The following is a 14,534-nucleotide window of genomic DNA, read 5'->3' on the forward strand; positions in this document are numbered from 1 at the left end:
TATTAAATGGCTATGGTATTATTGATCGTAATTAAATAATTATGCACTATTATATCCCAATCAAAGTCCTTTGATCTCTTATATGCATTCGTACTAATATTTCGGTACGATAAAATTATCTGCTCCATTTTTTCCTGAAGTTCTTCAACAGAGGAATTACTACATGAAAATCCAACTTCACCCTCTTCAAAGAAACCATCAACCCCCTCTCCCCTGGTATAAACTATGGGGAGCCCACGACTTAATGCCTCAGTATATACTGCTCCAAAAGTTTCCGACAGCGAAAGAAGGACAAAAATATTATTATTGTCATAGGCTGATCTAAGTTCTTCTATAGAATTCAGTTTTCCTAAATATTTAATTTTATTGCCCGGCGGAAATATACTATTTATCTTATTAAAATCCATTTCCAGTACATTTTCCCCTGCCACAGTAAGTTCATATGGATACTTCTGTTTTTTCTCTAAAAACTTTATCAGAATATCTATATTTTTTCGCGGAATTATTTTTCCAACAAAGAGCAATTTAACTTGCTGATCAAAAGCAGGTCTTTCTCTAACCGTCTTCTTTTCTTCCAACCAATAAGGAGCTAAGCCATTAGGCATTAGATGGTATTTACTACTATCAAGGTCAGGGTACAATTCTTCTATTTTCGACTTCAATGAAGGGGATATAAAAAAAACAGCCTTAGCTTTTGACAGAATTTTACGCCCTACATATTTAAACACCACACTTCTTCTGATAAATAATGATATATCTGTAATTCGTACCGAAACAACAAATTCCTTTTTCAATAACAAGCTCAAGATAAAAGTCGGAATACCATCACTTATTAATGTGTGTCCATGTAAATAATCAAAGTCACGGTATTTTTTCCTATAAAACAACCTGACTACCTTCAATATTTTCGTTACAAAAATCGCCTTATCAACCTTCCCAAACACATAGTCGATGTCTACTTCAGGAATATCTTCCTGCTTAAAGTGTTTATAGACCGGGATCAAAAACTGGTCATTACGCTTTTTTAAAAGCTGTTTATAAAAATAATAATGGATCTTATTACTTAAAAAATAACTGTTAATATGCAAAGCTGTTTTTTGACTCATCTCCTATGAATTAATAATGATTTGCCGCCTTTCGCTGCAAATCATTAAATTTTTCATCTTTTGTTGGGTTGGCATTATTTTTTGTCCATTTTTTTTGTCCAAGGGCATATGGAAGCATCCACTCATAGGCATTTTTAATACTTTTCCCCTGTGAGGTTTTATAGTTCCACAAATCTATTCCAACCTTATCTGCCATATACGCTATATAAACAAACCCTTTTAAATTCCTGACTGAATATCCCCATGCTGATGCTCGTTTCAACTCATAAACTTGTTCACCTTCCTGTGTTATCTGTTTATCTATCCGTTTCTTCACACTTTCATCTATCACATTCCTGACTATATCATTTTGTCCTGTGAATAAAGCATAAGCAATAACTTGCATATCGTAATAAGTCCCTATATTATTGAGTTGTGCTTTACCTTGTTTGCCTATCTTACTATTGAGCATCCAATCCAATAATCTTGAGAACCATTTTTTCACAGCATTCGTATCGGTTTCTCCCCAACTTTCAGAGCCCTCTATAAGCCTTACCACGTCTATTACATCAATCAAACCATAAGTGTCTGCGAAAACCATCGCTCTTCCTTTGTCCTTACCCACAACTATTTGGCCATATTCGAATCTAGGATACATACTTCTTTTCTCATCCAAAAACCATAAACGTAAGAGTCTGGCTGCTTTCTCCGCATATTTCTCATCCTGGGTGTGGTAATAAGTCAAACCCAAAGCGTATATGTCTTTACAAAATTGAGCCATATATATATTATCTTTTTTGGGCTTGGATATTTCAGGATTTGCCTTACCATCTTTATGTATATAGGGCTTACCATCTTCGCGCTGGGGGTCCGGCCAATAATAAGGCGCTTGACTAAAATACTCCCTTTTGTCCCCATTAGGGGGAATTGCATTTTTGTCAGAAGGAGCATGATCTTTTTTTTGAAGCGCTTTGTTAGCTCTGTCAATAATCTCTTTCACTTCCTTATTATTATTTACAGAGGAAGTAGCAGTAGTTGCTCTGGAAAACAATCCACTCTTTTTTGCTTCCTGTGGTTTAAATAATTCCAAAGTTTCTTGGTCTAAAAGAAGAAGGTTCTTTTCAGATTGAGCGTAACTTTTACAAATAAATAAAACTAAAAAGAAGGCAGATATTGTTCTAAATTGTCTTCCTGGTCCTTTCCTTTTTATTATCAGATTCTTCATTTACCGAATTTTCAATTAATATATTTATCCTTTCAACACGCTTTTCCAAGGAATTACTTCCCCTTAGTTCCAAAAGGTTCTTCCGAAACTTTTGTCGTTTCACTATATCACTCTTTAATTCCCGAATTGCATTTGCTATAGCTTCTATATTCAAGGGATCAACAAGTATACCAGTTTTATTATCAATTTGATTTTCCACAGTAGTTCCCAAAGAACTGATAATTGGCACTCCACAAGCTTTCACCTCCTCTATAACATTACAATGGCCTTCAGATAAGGTTGGCAAAACAAAAACATCAAAACTATTAATAATCGAAGGTAATTTTATATTCCCCATAGGAGCCATCTCCTTAACAAAGGATGCTTCGATTAATTTCCCATTACCTCCAATACATATCAAAGCTATATCCTCCGAATTTAGAGATTGAATGGCCTTTATGACTCTATTGGGTCCTTTTCTCTCAATAAAATGGCCTATGAATCCTACTACGAACATACCTTCACTTATTTTTAACTTCTCTTTACATTCTTTATTATTCATAGGCACAAATCTTTGGTAATCTACAGCATTAGGGATTATTTCTATCTTGGAAGAAGAATAACCTAAACCCCTCAAATACTCATAATTAACCTCTGAAACACATATTATATTTTTCACATAAGACAACATTCCATGTAGAATATCCTTTCTCTGCTTTTCTATAGCTTTGTACGCATCACCAGATTCTCCTGAAGCAATAATCATTGGTATATTTTTTTCTTTAGCAAGCTTATAAATCGATATACCATTGATCAAAAAATGAGAATAAATAAGGTTTACTTCTTTAACATTTTTTTTAAAACACCTTTCAATACTCTGATGCCTAGACTCACTCAGTATTTTTCCTACATCAAACCCAAAAATTTTAGCAGAAAATCCTGGAAAATACAAAGGGCGATAAACTGTACAGTTTTCAGGACCATATGTATCCTTTTTTTTTTTAAATAAGTCGTTAATCCGTAAAGGAGCAATTATTTTCACCTCATGATACTTACTAAGTTCTTGTGCAAAATTATAAACAAATGCTCCGTAATGCGGACGGTATATTGAAGGATAATTATGTGATATTATTACTATTTTCATATACTACTTTTTAGAAAAGAACATTGATATAACTAATCTGTTATACCTATTAATGAGTAATACCAATCATTTTATCTATTCCGGCTATATTCATATATTTAGTATATATAATGAAAACAATGCCAGTACGAAAATAACTCCCAATAGTTTTGTAAACTGAAACCTTTTAAATATCCGATACGTCATTAGGGGATATATAAGAATAATAGGGGTTAAAACCCAAGCCAAAATACCAAACCTATAGGAAAAAGCCATCGTAGAAGTTAAAAAATAAAAGCTAGATAGAAGCATGTAGGTAATAGTTAATTTATGATAAAATTTGTCTTTAATTACAGTAGATAAATAAAGAGCAAAAGCTACTGTCGCCAAGTGCATCAATAAATAAGACAGCGGAAGGGAAGAAATGCCCCCCCCCTCCTGATTATATGCCATCAAGCGCTCCTGATTTCTAACTATACCCCCAATAATAGGTAAATCTTTTAATCCCTTTTTTAATAAAGCCAAAAAAATACTTCCGAAAAAAACAGGTAAAACATACCATTTATTCTTTATAAAACTAGACAGTACATACATAAAGAAAATCACTATAGAAGACAAATGAAAGGCTACAGAAATAGATGCTATCGCGATTCCTATTTTTAATTTATTATCCTTTAAATATGTTATTGCCAATATGGCAAAAGACAACGACAATCCATTTCTCATAATATTAACTCCAAAATTCGGGATACAAAAAAGACTCATAAAGGCCACTAACACTAAAGATCTATTCACATTTGTCATCCTATATGCCGCGCAAAATAACGGGGCCACTAATAAAAATGCCAAGACATAGAAATATCCCCGAATATCCACAACTTTACTAAAAAGATATGAAATTCCATTGAAATAAGGATCCCTCGCTACAAAAGGTGATATTATAGCTTCAGAAAAACTATCTGTCCTCCAAATAAACTGAAAAGCCATTAAGTAACGTGGCGTATCTGTTCCTACAGAAAAGTCCCGAGAACCGAATAAATAGGTTAATCCGATAATTATAAAACAACCTACTAAAAAATCATATTTTTTATAGTATACCTTCTTAATATCAAAACTGATAATAAGGAGTACACATGCTAAAAAAGCAGAAATATATAAAAGATTGTATGCTGGTAATATCTCCTTCACGGAATCATATATTTATTATAAAACAAGTTTTCTTAATTTCCTCACCATTTATTACTTATAAAAACATTGGCAATAGGCAGCAAGAAAGGCGGTTATCCCTTACGATAAACTCATATGTTAAAAATCTTCTAAATTTTTCTCCATAAAATGTTTACTTCTCCTCCAAAAAAGCTAAATCTTAACATTTCATAGGTAGCTTGAGATAGCTTCCAATCTTGTAATCCCATTCTTCTGGATGAAAAGGAACAAATCCTCCATGATGAAAAAAAGTCAATTCTCCAAAATATAAACTACCATTTATCTCATAAAAGTCAACTCTTACATGAGGAAGATTCTTGGAGAGAATCTCTGCAAGCTTTATCATCTTACTAAAGCATTTAGGTTTTTCAATTTCGTTTGTACTATGAGCATATGCCTGAGTAATATTTAGAAGATTAAAGTCCAAATCAAAATAATCAAACTTAATTCCATCCTTCTTATTTTGTCTATCACTAGCAACATATAGCAACTTTGGTTTACCATCGAAGCAAAAAAATTTATAATCCATTAATTCCCCGGCTTTAACATCTACCATATACTTTTCCGCAATTATCCTGGGCTTGATATTTTTATAAGGCCACTCTCTCGATAGATGATACAGATTTTTTTTTAAATGCCTGTTAATTTTCTTCTTTGCTGAATCAATATCAAATTGATTTTTATCCTTGCATATAACCACTCCCCCCTGATCATGTGTCGTTTTTAAAACAAATTGATCAGGCAAAGATTCGAAATTTACTTCGCTAAATGTATCCCATACTCCTAATGTCGGAATTACATATTTTTCTCCAATCACTTCTCCTACATATTTTTTCACATCAAACTTATCCACCATTTTAGGTAAGTCCGGATTCCGATAATTTAATTTTAACCATTGAAGCTTTTCATTAAATGTTTGTGGATTCTGCAAGTTCAGTTTGTAGTCCAGCCTAAGAAAAAAAAGTAGCTTAAGATACAACCTGCCAGGAAGCAACGGAGACATCATACGTAAAAATTTAACCCCCAATATTTTAGGATTATGTAATACCCCGCGTATTTTTCGCTTTATCATACTCATTTTTATAAAATCCATTTAATTCCCAATCCACCAAAAAACATTTAGAACTTTAATTCAAAAATAAAAGGTGACTGAAAATTACTTTAATAATTCAAAGTTGTATCTCCAAATTAATCTCAACATATCTTTTATTTCAAAAGCTTTAACATCCTTTTTTATTCTCCTATAGATCATTTTCTGATAATACTTTTTTTCATAGCCTTTGACCCCCTTTAAATCAATAATGGACAAAATAGAGTTATTATACTTCGATCTTGTTGATGTTAATTTATTCTCCGAATCTATACGATAAACTGCCGTTTTTTGCATCGATCTAATTATCCTGAAATATTTACCTATCCTAGCCCATAACTCCAAGTCTTCTCCTCTGCAAATACCAACAACAAAGCCCCCAACCTTCTCAAAAACGGACGAGTGAACACACACAACTGATGTCCAAAAAAAGTCAACATGCTGCATCACTTCTTTAAAATAATTTTCAATCACCACTATGGAAGTGTCGAGGTTTTCCGAAATATTTTCACCACTTTTAATATAAGAAGTACAAAAGACCTTATCACTCGGATATTGTTCTATCATGTCTTTCAAAATGGTCAAATGATTCTTATGCCATATATCATCCCCATCCAAAAACACAATCCATTCATAATTTGCTTCTTCAATCCCTTTATTTCTAGCTGCAGAAACCCCCTGATTATCTTGATTTATTAACCGAATCCGAGGATCAGAAAACCATTTAACGACTTCAACACTATTATCCGTTGAACCATCATTAACTATTATTATTTCGAAATCCTTTAATGCCTGCATTAATACAGATTGCACCGTGTTTTTAACACTAAGTTCCTTATTGTATAATGGGATAATTACAGAAAACATTAGCTAATGAGATTTAAATTTAAAAATGCTAAAGAAAATTCCTTTTTTTCAGCCAAAATGGCATTCACTTCCTCCCAATCTATATCAGGTAATTGCTCCAGTTTTTCATAATTAAAACCGCTCAAATCCTCTATTAAACGCTCTTGTAATCCAAACATTTCCAGAAGCGAATCAAACCTTGCCTTACCTCTTTTAGTATTAGGAACTACTAAAAACGGTTTGTTAAATAAAATTGAAAATGCAGTCCCATGGAAAGAATCAGTAATCACAAATTTTGCTTTATTAAAACCATTGAGCCAAGAGGTTACTTTTGGGTAGATACATTCTTCAATATTTTGTACCGATCCTTTATCAGGTATACTCTTTCTTGTCACCGAAAAGGTTCTATAATTAAAGTTTTTTGCCGTTTCATATATCAAATTTTTCTTTTCCTTATTAATGTCCAACACATAATATAGCAATTCCCCTTTTACAGATTCTTCTTTTTCCCTATTAATTAATTTGACATATTCACCTTTATCTATTAACATTGTCGGATCTAAAACATGAACAGCCTTTACCCCCAAGAACTTCTTACTTAAATCTATCCCGCTTTTCTCCCTTACGGAAATGGCTTTAAACTTACGGATACTTTCTTTACATTCCTTTGTCTGTTTTTCCGTGTATTCCCAATTATCCACTCCAAAAGATGCCGCATATGACAACCCAATAGTTTCCTCATTATTTACAAAATCTAAAAAGTAATTACTTATACCAGGTGAATATCTCGGTCTCCATACTTGGTCACTTCCAACAATAAACGCATCGAAGTGATCGGCAATTTTTTTCAGGCCTTTAGTACTATATATTGGTTCTGTAATATCCTTTATGTAGGTATCCGTAAAATAACTTGTATGCTGGGAAATAATCCTTTGCTCTTCTTCTGATAATCTAATCCCTCTTCTTTTCCCTCTCCCCAGAATAATTTTGATCAATTCCTTTAATCTAAGGGAAATACCTGTAGTATTTTTTCTTCGATTAACAATAGATACTTGATGCCCCATGTTTTCCAGAACAGTTTTTAGGGCATAGGCTTGCAAAAGGCCGCCGTAGTTATCATGCAGTTGCAGGGTTAATATACCTATCTTCATAATTTCAATGATTAAAACTCTATAAAGTTTTTATTTTTAACACACGTCGTATTTTCTGAATTTTGGAATAAATTAGTGTTTTTTTCTTCAACCTTCTTTTAAACACATCCATTTTTTGATTATATTCTTGTAAGCTCTTTGTTTTCTTCCATAACTCTATACTCAAAGCCCTCACAACCCTTCTTTCCTTTTGAACAATTTTATATTCTACTGGTATATTTTGAAAAAACCTTGAACGCTTATAAGGAGTCAACTCCTTGTTTCTAATATTTTGATCTATTCTAAACTTAGATGCCTGTTGCCTATGTCTGAAACTTGCAGCTTGAGATCTAATAACTTCTTCCTTTGCTAGGAGGTTAGCTTTTAATTCTCCATTTTTCATTCCTGATTTTATAAGCTCATCTGCAAGTAAAGATCTTGTAATAATGATGCTTGCTCCTCTTCCATCTTTCCTATACGGATTGATCCAAGCATCCCCTAATGATATATCCGCTAGTTCAGTTGTTACATCATCACAAAAATCACAGGCATTGGATTTAAAGAGTCCCGTTCCCCACATGTCGCCAACCTTGGACATCTTCATTGTATGGAGAACCTCTTGTGCATCATAAGCACCAAAACCATAGCCTGATGCTGAACCATAAAAATCTTTTATTCTGTATTCCTGATTACTATAATCACCTTTTATACCTACATTTTGAACTAAAAAATCTGTATACAACTTACTTTTAAGTCCCCCACATATTATTCCTACCAGAAAAGCTATCTTCTCTTTTAGTTCAGGATAATAATGTTGCTTTAAACGAATTGCTTTTATAAAACATGCAACTCCCGAAACCCCTATTTTTCCATCTAATTTATCTATGATTTCAAATAACTTTTCCAGTGTTACAGGTAAGTATCGTGTTTTGGAGATCTTATTGATCTGCCTGAAATCAGAAAACAATTGATATTCATAGGTCCCGTTTACTTCCTTTACAATAAAAAGATGCTGGGCATGATTGTTTTTTAATAATTGCTCAAATATATATGTAGCTATACCCCCCGAAGATGATGATGTCCTGTGTTGCTCAGAAAAACCTACATATGTTCCTATATAGCGACCTATCTTAAAATCTTTCTTGTCCGAATCTGACAAAAATAGTTTGGAAAGCCTGTCTTCGTCTCGAACATCTTCATCAGGGGCCGGATTAAATGGACATACTTTTATACTATTATCATTTATAACATTGATTATATCCGGTACAAGAAAGCCATCTTCATTCCACTTCATAGACCTGATACCGTCAGATTCGGATACGCACAAACCACATCCGGTACATAATTGATTATCCACTACATCTTTGATGGTCCTACTTTCTTTCATTTTATTATTTTATTTACAATCAATTTCTTAAAAAAATTTAGTTCACTCTTTGATAAGCCAATCAAAATTATCACCAACATATTTAATATTGTAATAAAAACAGAGCTAACTATAAGTTTAATCCATCCCTCATACGGAATAAATAGACTCGCACCATAAATCCCAAAAAAACCACATACAAAAACCACTAAAACTATTTTCAATAAAACCTGTTTAAAAAAAGAAAGTATATTGATAAAAACGCCTTTTTTAAGAAAATACAACCTTAAAGTTAATGAAAGAAACGTTATAGTTATTGTTACAATATAGGAGAGAATTGGCTCGTTATATACTTTAATAGCCAAGTACGTAATTGGTAAATCGGATAAGATGAATAAGCCCACAACAACTTGGTACCACTTAATCTTCCCTGTGGCCTGTATTCCAATCATCAAAGGTCCTGATATACAATCTACTAACAAATTAACCAAAGCAAGCCGTACAAATATTGAAGTATATTCCGGAGGGTTTTTCAACCAAACCTTAAGAATAAAATCAATATTGAACCAAATTGGACATACTATCAAAAATAACAAAAAAAAGGACAACTTTGAACCCTGAAAAATCAGTTTATGATTCTGAATCAAATCTTTTTGGGCATAGCTTTTGATAATCTGTGGGTTTAGTGCCACCTGAAAATTAGAAACAAAAAGTTTGGTAGCACTATTCACCTGAGAAGTAATCCCGTAAGCAGCATTTATAGTGGTACCAAAAAAGAGATTTAAAATTATATTAGACCCCTGCACTCTTGCAACAGCAGCAATGTTACCAAATAAACTCCAGCCGGAATAGCTCATCAATATCTTATACAAATCAGCATCGTAATAAAATCTGTATTTGCTCTCCATAAAATGGCGAATACAATAAATACGATACATTAGAGCTACAAGTACTGTTACACCAAACATCAGTACCGCATAGGTTTTCAACTTATCAAAGGGAGAAACAACCAAAAGATAAACAATCATTAATTTAAGTAATACTTCAATAATACTATAAGCGGCATAAATATTCATTCTTTCCCTTGCTATAATAAGAGCATTATAAGGCACTTGCATTACCGAAACCATAAAAGACAATATAGAAAACTGGTAAACCCAATTCACAGCTTCCATTCTTTCATGATCTATATTTAACTTATGATTGACAAACCATAACCCAACAGTTTCTGCTAAAAGTAAAATCAGCACTGCTATTCCTATATGAATATTGACTGTGGCACAGAAAGTCTGTTTTAGCTTGGTTAGATTGCCTGTACCTATTTCAAACGACAAAAAACGTTGAGTGGCAGAGGCCATGGCCATTTTAAAAAAACCAAAGGTAGCAACCACACCTCCTATTACACTATAAGCTCCATAATCTGAAACACCTAAAGTGTTTAAAACAACTCTAGATGTATACAATGTGACTCCCATAGTTAGGAACATCCTTACATATAGAAATAATGTATTTTTAGCTATTTTTCTCGAACTTGACATTAATTAATTTGATTAAAAGCCTAAATATTTACTTGCTAAAACAGGGCTTATTTTTCTAAAAATCAATTCAAATAACATACAGATTAACAGTGTTGAAAATATGAAGAAGAATTGTGCTGAAATTACATTTTCATAAATACACTCTATAAAATTATCAGCTATATTATAAAGTCCTTTTAAAGCTAGCATATGAGATAAAAAGATTCCAAAAGACACTCTTCCCATATAGCTAAAAAAAGTCATTTTATTCCATACTACATGATTTCTTAATTTTAGAAGTAGATTAATAAAGAAAAAAGAAAAGAGAAAAGATGTGACTTTAACAGCAGTTAGCGCATCTCCTATATTTTGATATTCTAAAAATAAAGTATAAGTCTCAAACAGAGAGAGAATAAAAAAAATAACAGTAAAAAGAATAGATTTTTTAATGCTCATATGATAACCACCACCTACTTTTAATCCCAATACAAAAAAAACCAACCAAGTAACAAAATTACCTGCGTATACAATCAGTGGGACCTCAATATGATAAAGATATCTCAACAGGTTAATTAAAAGGCAAGAAAAAAGACTTATGGATAATGCAATCCATAGAGAGTTTTTTCGTTTACTCCATTCTATAAGGTAAGGTAACAACAAATAGTATTGAACAATTAAAGCCACAAAATAAAAAGGAAAAGAAGCATTAAAGGTCACTATCCTTCTTAGAGAATGAAACCAATTTTCTCCTTCATAAATTCTAATAGCAACATAAATAAAACTCCATATAAAAAAAGGGATTAATACCCTTGTTAACTGTTTTTTTAGAAAAAGGAAATGATCCTTACATGATTTACTTATTCTTTTAGACAAAAAAAAACCCGATATAGACAGAAAAAGAGGAACAGCAAAATTGATCAGTTGTCTCCAAATTACCATTAAGTGAAATACCCAATCTTGAAAAGATGAATATTTATAGGCAACTATATTAACATGTATCGAAATAACTGCCAATATTGCCAATGCTCTTAATACATCAAAATAATGAATTCGAATTGCCATTAAATTAAGAATGTTATTTAAATCACATATTTAACTTCGGTAACCTTTAAACCACTCTATAAACTTCTTTACTCCCTCGTCAATAGAAGTTGTACTTTTATATCCCAACACCTCCAAATCCGAAATATTCGCCCAGGTTTTCGGAACATCTCCGGGTTGCATGGGAAGATATTCCTTTTTAGCTCCAACCCCCATACTATTTTCAATAGCCTTAATAAAATCGCCTAAAGACTGTGAAGAACCATTACCTATATTGGAAAGACGATATGCCGGTTTATCATTCTCTTTTAGTGGAGGATTATCCAAAACAATCTCTACTCCCTGAACAATATCATCTATATAGGTAAAATCCCGGCTCATATCACCATTGTTAAATACTTTGATCGGCTTTCCTTCGGAGATAGCTTTGGTAAAGAGAAAGATAGCCATATCCGGTCGGCCCCAAGGCCCATACACCGTAAAAAATCGCAACCCGGTAGTCGGGATGCCATAGAGATGGCTATAAGTATATGCCATCAGTTCATTGCTCTTTTTTGTAGCCGCATATAAACTGATAGGGTGGTCCACATTATCCGTGACGGCAAACGGCATTTTTTCATTTTCTCCATATACGCTGGAACTACTGGCATATAACAAGTGCTGTATATTATAGTGGCGGCAACATTCCAGGATATTGACAAAACCCACTAGGTTACTATCCACATAGGCCATAGGGTTTTCCAGACTATAGCGCACTCCTGCCTGTGCGGCAAGATTGACCACCGCCTCGAACTTTTCCTTTTCAAAAAGGGCAGGCAGGGCTTCGCGGTCTTCAAGCTGCATACGTACAAATTGCAAAATATCACCATAGGTAGAAGAGACTACGGTATTCCCGAACACGGAAGTCTCGCTCTTTTGCATGCCGAGTTCCTGCAATCTTGCGTATTTCAGCTCCGGGTCATAATAGTCATTGACATTGTCCAGCCCCACTACCCGGTGCCCGTTTTCCACTAATTTTTTGCAAAGATGAAACCCTATAAACCCGGCTGCGCCGGTAACCAGTATTCTCATTTCTCTTTACTTTTACCTGTACACCTAATTTTTTTAAAAAACAGGCTCTCATTATTATGCAAAGCAGGAACCCGTTCATTTTTTTATTATCTCATAGTCCCGTCGCCTATACCTATAGTATACACATCGAATCCCACGGCTTCCAAACTTTCTTTATCCAGAATAGCCCTTCCATCAAACACAAACGAGGGTTTTAGCATGTTATTATAAACCCTGTCCCAGTCATAGGTTTTAAACTCATCCCATTCCGTAAGTACGGCTATGGCATGGGCCTCTTTGGTAGCTTCATACGGATCGTTGATTACGGTAACCAACCTCCTGTTTTCGTCTTCACTACGTGTATTCAGGTAATCGAGATCCGCATAGACCTGTTCTGCCGGAACTTTAGGATCATATACGACAATCTCCGCCTGTTCACTAAGCAGGTGGTCGGCAACATAGATGGCAGCCGACTCCCGGGTATCGTTGGTATCCTTTTTAAAGGCCCAGCCCAGGAAAGCGATCTTTTTACCGGATACGGTATTGTACAGGGTGGTTACGATATTATCGGCAAACCGCCTTTTCTGGTGGTCGTTCATCAGGATGACCTGCTCCCAGTAGTCTGCTACCTCGTGGAGCCCGTATGATTTGGCGATATAGACCAGGTTCAGGATATCCTTCTGGAAACAGGACCCTCCGAAACCTACGGAAGCCTTCAGGAATTTGGGGCCGATACGACTGTCCGTCCCTATAGCCCGGGCTACTTCATTGACATCGGCGCCGGTTTTTTCACAGAGTTCGGAAAGCGCGTTGATAGACGATACCCGCTGTGCCAAAAAGGCATTGGCGGTCAGTTTGGACAATTCTGACGACCATACATTGGTGGTCAGGATATTTTCGCGTGGCACCCAGCCGGCATAGACCTGTACCAGGGCTTCGATAGCGCCTTTGTCTTCTCCCCCGATCAGTACACGGTCGGGTGCATGCAGGTCTTCTATGGCTGTTCCTTCCGCCAGGAATTCCGGGTTGGAAAGGATGTCGAAATGTACCCCATTACCAGTATTATGCAATATACTCTTCAGCGCCTGTGCCGTACGTACCGGCAGGGTCGATTTTTCCACTACGATCTTGTCGTCTTTGGCCACCCTGGCGATCTGCCGGGCGCAGAGCTCGATAAACTTCAGGTCGGCCGCCATACCCTTGCCTTTTCCATAGGTTTTGGTGGGGGTATTGACCGAGATAAAGATCATTTCCGCCTCGTCGATCGCCTTGTCGACATCGGTAGAAAAAAACAGGTTCCTGCCCCGCGCTTCTTCCACCACCCTGTCCAGCCCGGGCTCGTAGACCGGGAGCCTGCTCAGGTCTGTATCGTTCCAGGCGGCTATCCGCTTTTCGTTGATATCTACTACGGTTACGGTAATCTCCGGGCATTTCTGGGCGATCACGGCCATGGTAGGCCCGCCCACATAGCCTGCCCCTATACAACAGATCTTCGTGATTTTTTTACTCATTTTAAATGTATTCTATAAGTATACTGATTATCAAAATAAAAACCTCTTTTTTCAAGCCTACAAAAGTACTATTCTCCGGTCTTAAAACCAATTAAAACCAATCGCCGTTTGTACAAACGACCGGAAAACGGATAAAGTATATTTTTCTACGGTCAATTTGTAATATACTTCACAATACGATTATACCACCGTAGAATTTTCCTGTAAAAATACTATTAATTGCCATGCGATAGTAGTAAAAAAATAGGGAATATCCTACCCTTAGATGGTGATTTAATGGAATTGTTACCTTTTTTTAATAGTTGTTAGTTCGTAGTTCTTAGTGTCATTCAGAACGCAGGCCCTGTCCCGTACCCTGGTCGGGG

General features: G+C 35.0%; 12 protein-coding genes. All 12 read right to left on the bottom strand.

All coding sequences use genetic code 11. From position 1 onward, the window contains the following. Positions 1 to 2: 2 nt before the first annotated feature. Entirely contained in the window at positions 3 to 1,106 is a 1,104-nt protein-coding gene (locus DN748_RS01720) for a glycosyltransferase family 4 protein (RefSeq protein ID WP_112370019.1), read from the bottom strand. A gap of 10 nt (positions 1,107 to 1,116) precedes the next feature. Then, on the bottom strand, positions 1,117 to 2,310 hold the full coding sequence (locus tag DN748_RS01725; RefSeq protein WP_112370020.1) for an alginate lyase family protein: 1,194 nt from the start codon (positions 2,308 to 2,310) through the stop codon (positions 1,117 to 1,119). Beyond that, a complete protein-coding gene (locus DN748_RS01730; RefSeq protein ID WP_112370021.1) occupies positions 2,264 to 3,433 on the bottom strand; it encodes a glycosyltransferase family 4 protein in 1,170 nt (389 codons plus the stop codon). Before DN748_RS01730 ends, DN748_RS01725 begins: the two co-directional genes overlap by 47 nt. Before the next feature lie 90 nt (positions 3,434 to 3,523). Continuing rightward, a complete protein-coding gene (locus tag DN748_RS01735) occupies positions 3,524 to 4,600 on the bottom strand; it encodes an EpsG family protein (protein ID WP_161554445.1) in 1,077 nt (358 codons plus the stop codon). A gap of 178 nt (positions 4,601 to 4,778) precedes the next feature. Next, positions 4,779 to 5,690, bottom strand: coding sequence for an ATP-grasp fold amidoligase family protein (locus DN748_RS01740; protein ID WP_112370023.1), 912 nt, complete (start codon positions 5,688 to 5,690; stop codon positions 4,779 to 4,781). An 84-nt stretch (positions 5,691 to 5,774) separates the two neighbouring features. Next, positions 5,775 to 6,575 carry a glycosyltransferase family 2 protein gene (locus DN748_RS01745; protein WP_112370024.1) on the bottom strand — a complete coding sequence of 267 codons (801 nt, stop codon included), beginning with the start codon at positions 6,573 to 6,575 and terminating at the stop codon, positions 5,775 to 5,777. Further along, positions 6,575 to 7,705: a polysaccharide pyruvyl transferase family protein gene (locus DN748_RS01750; RefSeq protein ID WP_112370025.1), complete on the bottom strand. Its 1,131-nt coding sequence runs from the start codon at positions 7,703 to 7,705 to the stop codon at positions 6,575 to 6,577. The genes DN748_RS01745 and DN748_RS01750 overlap by 1 nt, the downstream gene beginning before the upstream one ends. Positions 7,706 to 7,724: 19 nt before the next feature. Further along, positions 7,725 to 9,071 carry a Coenzyme F420 hydrogenase/dehydrogenase, beta subunit C-terminal domain gene (locus DN748_RS01755; RefSeq protein ID WP_112370026.1) on the bottom strand — a complete coding sequence of 449 codons (1,347 nt, stop codon included), beginning with the start codon at positions 9,069 to 9,071 and terminating at the stop codon, positions 7,725 to 7,727. Continuing rightward, entirely contained in the window at positions 9,068 to 10,588 is a 1,521-nt protein-coding gene (locus DN748_RS01760; RefSeq protein WP_146746541.1) for a lipopolysaccharide biosynthesis protein, read from the bottom strand. The genes DN748_RS01755 and DN748_RS01760 overlap by 4 nt, the downstream gene beginning before the upstream one ends. 12 nt (positions 10,589 to 10,600) lie before the next feature. Continuing rightward, positions 10,601 to 11,629: an acyltransferase gene (locus DN748_RS01765; protein ID WP_112370028.1), complete on the bottom strand. Its 1,029-nt coding sequence runs from the start codon at positions 11,627 to 11,629 to the stop codon at positions 10,601 to 10,603. Between the two features lie 30 nt (positions 11,630 to 11,659). Next, positions 11,660 to 12,679, bottom strand: a complete 1,020-nt coding sequence (locus tag DN748_RS01770; RefSeq protein ID WP_112370029.1) for an NAD-dependent epimerase — start codon at positions 12,677 to 12,679, stop codon at positions 11,660 to 11,662. 86 nt (positions 12,680 to 12,765) lie between these two features. Beyond that, positions 12,766 to 14,169, bottom strand: coding sequence for a UDP-glucose 6-dehydrogenase (locus DN748_RS01775; protein ID WP_112370030.1), 1,404 nt, complete (start codon positions 14,167 to 14,169; stop codon positions 12,766 to 12,768). Positions 14,170 to 14,534 lie beyond the last annotated feature (365 nt).

Source organism: Sinomicrobium soli (genome assembly GCF_003285545.1).
GTDB lineage: Bacteria > Bacteroidota > Bacteroidia > Flavobacteriales > Flavobacteriaceae > Sinomicrobium.

Excerpts from the sequence above, each read along its gene's own strand:
- DN748_RS01720 (WP_112370019.1), bottom strand. The coding sequence starts at position 1,106 with ATGAGTCAAAAAACAGCTTTGCATATTAACAGTTATTTTTTAAGTAAT.
- DN748_RS01740 (WP_112370023.1), bottom strand. The coding sequence starts at position 5,690 with ATGATAAAGCGAAAAATACGCGGGGTATTACATAATCCTAAAATATTG.
- DN748_RS01770 (WP_112370029.1), bottom strand. The coding sequence starts at position 12,679 with ATGAGAATACTGGTTACCGGCGCAGCCGGGTTTATAGGGTTTCATCTT.
- DN748_RS01775 (WP_112370030.1), bottom strand. The coding sequence starts at position 14,169 with ATGAGTAAAAAAATCACGAAGATCTGTTGTATAGGGGCAGGCTATGTG.
- DN748_RS01760 (WP_146746541.1), bottom strand. The coding sequence starts at position 10,588 with ATGTCAAGTTCGAGAAAAATAGCTAAAAATACATTATTTCTATATGTA.
- DN748_RS01725 (WP_112370020.1), bottom strand. The coding sequence starts at position 2,310 with ATGAAGAATCTGATAATAAAAAGGAAAGGACCAGGAAGACAATTTAGA.
- DN748_RS01750 (WP_112370025.1), bottom strand. The coding sequence starts at position 7,705 with ATGAAGATAGGTATATTAACCCTGCAACTGCATGATAACTACGGCGGC.
- DN748_RS01730 (WP_112370021.1), bottom strand. The coding sequence starts at position 3,433 with ATGAAAATAGTAATAATATCACATAATTATCCTTCAATATACCGTCCG.
- DN748_RS01745 (WP_112370024.1), bottom strand. The coding sequence starts at position 6,575 with ATGTTTTCTGTAATTATCCCATTATACAATAAGGAACTTAGTGTTAAA.
- DN748_RS01755 (WP_112370026.1), bottom strand. The coding sequence starts at position 9,071 with ATGAAAGAAAGTAGGACCATCAAAGATGTAGTGGATAATCAATTATGT.
- DN748_RS01765 (WP_112370028.1), bottom strand. The coding sequence starts at position 11,629 with ATGGCAATTCGAATTCATTATTTTGATGTATTAAGAGCATTGGCAATA.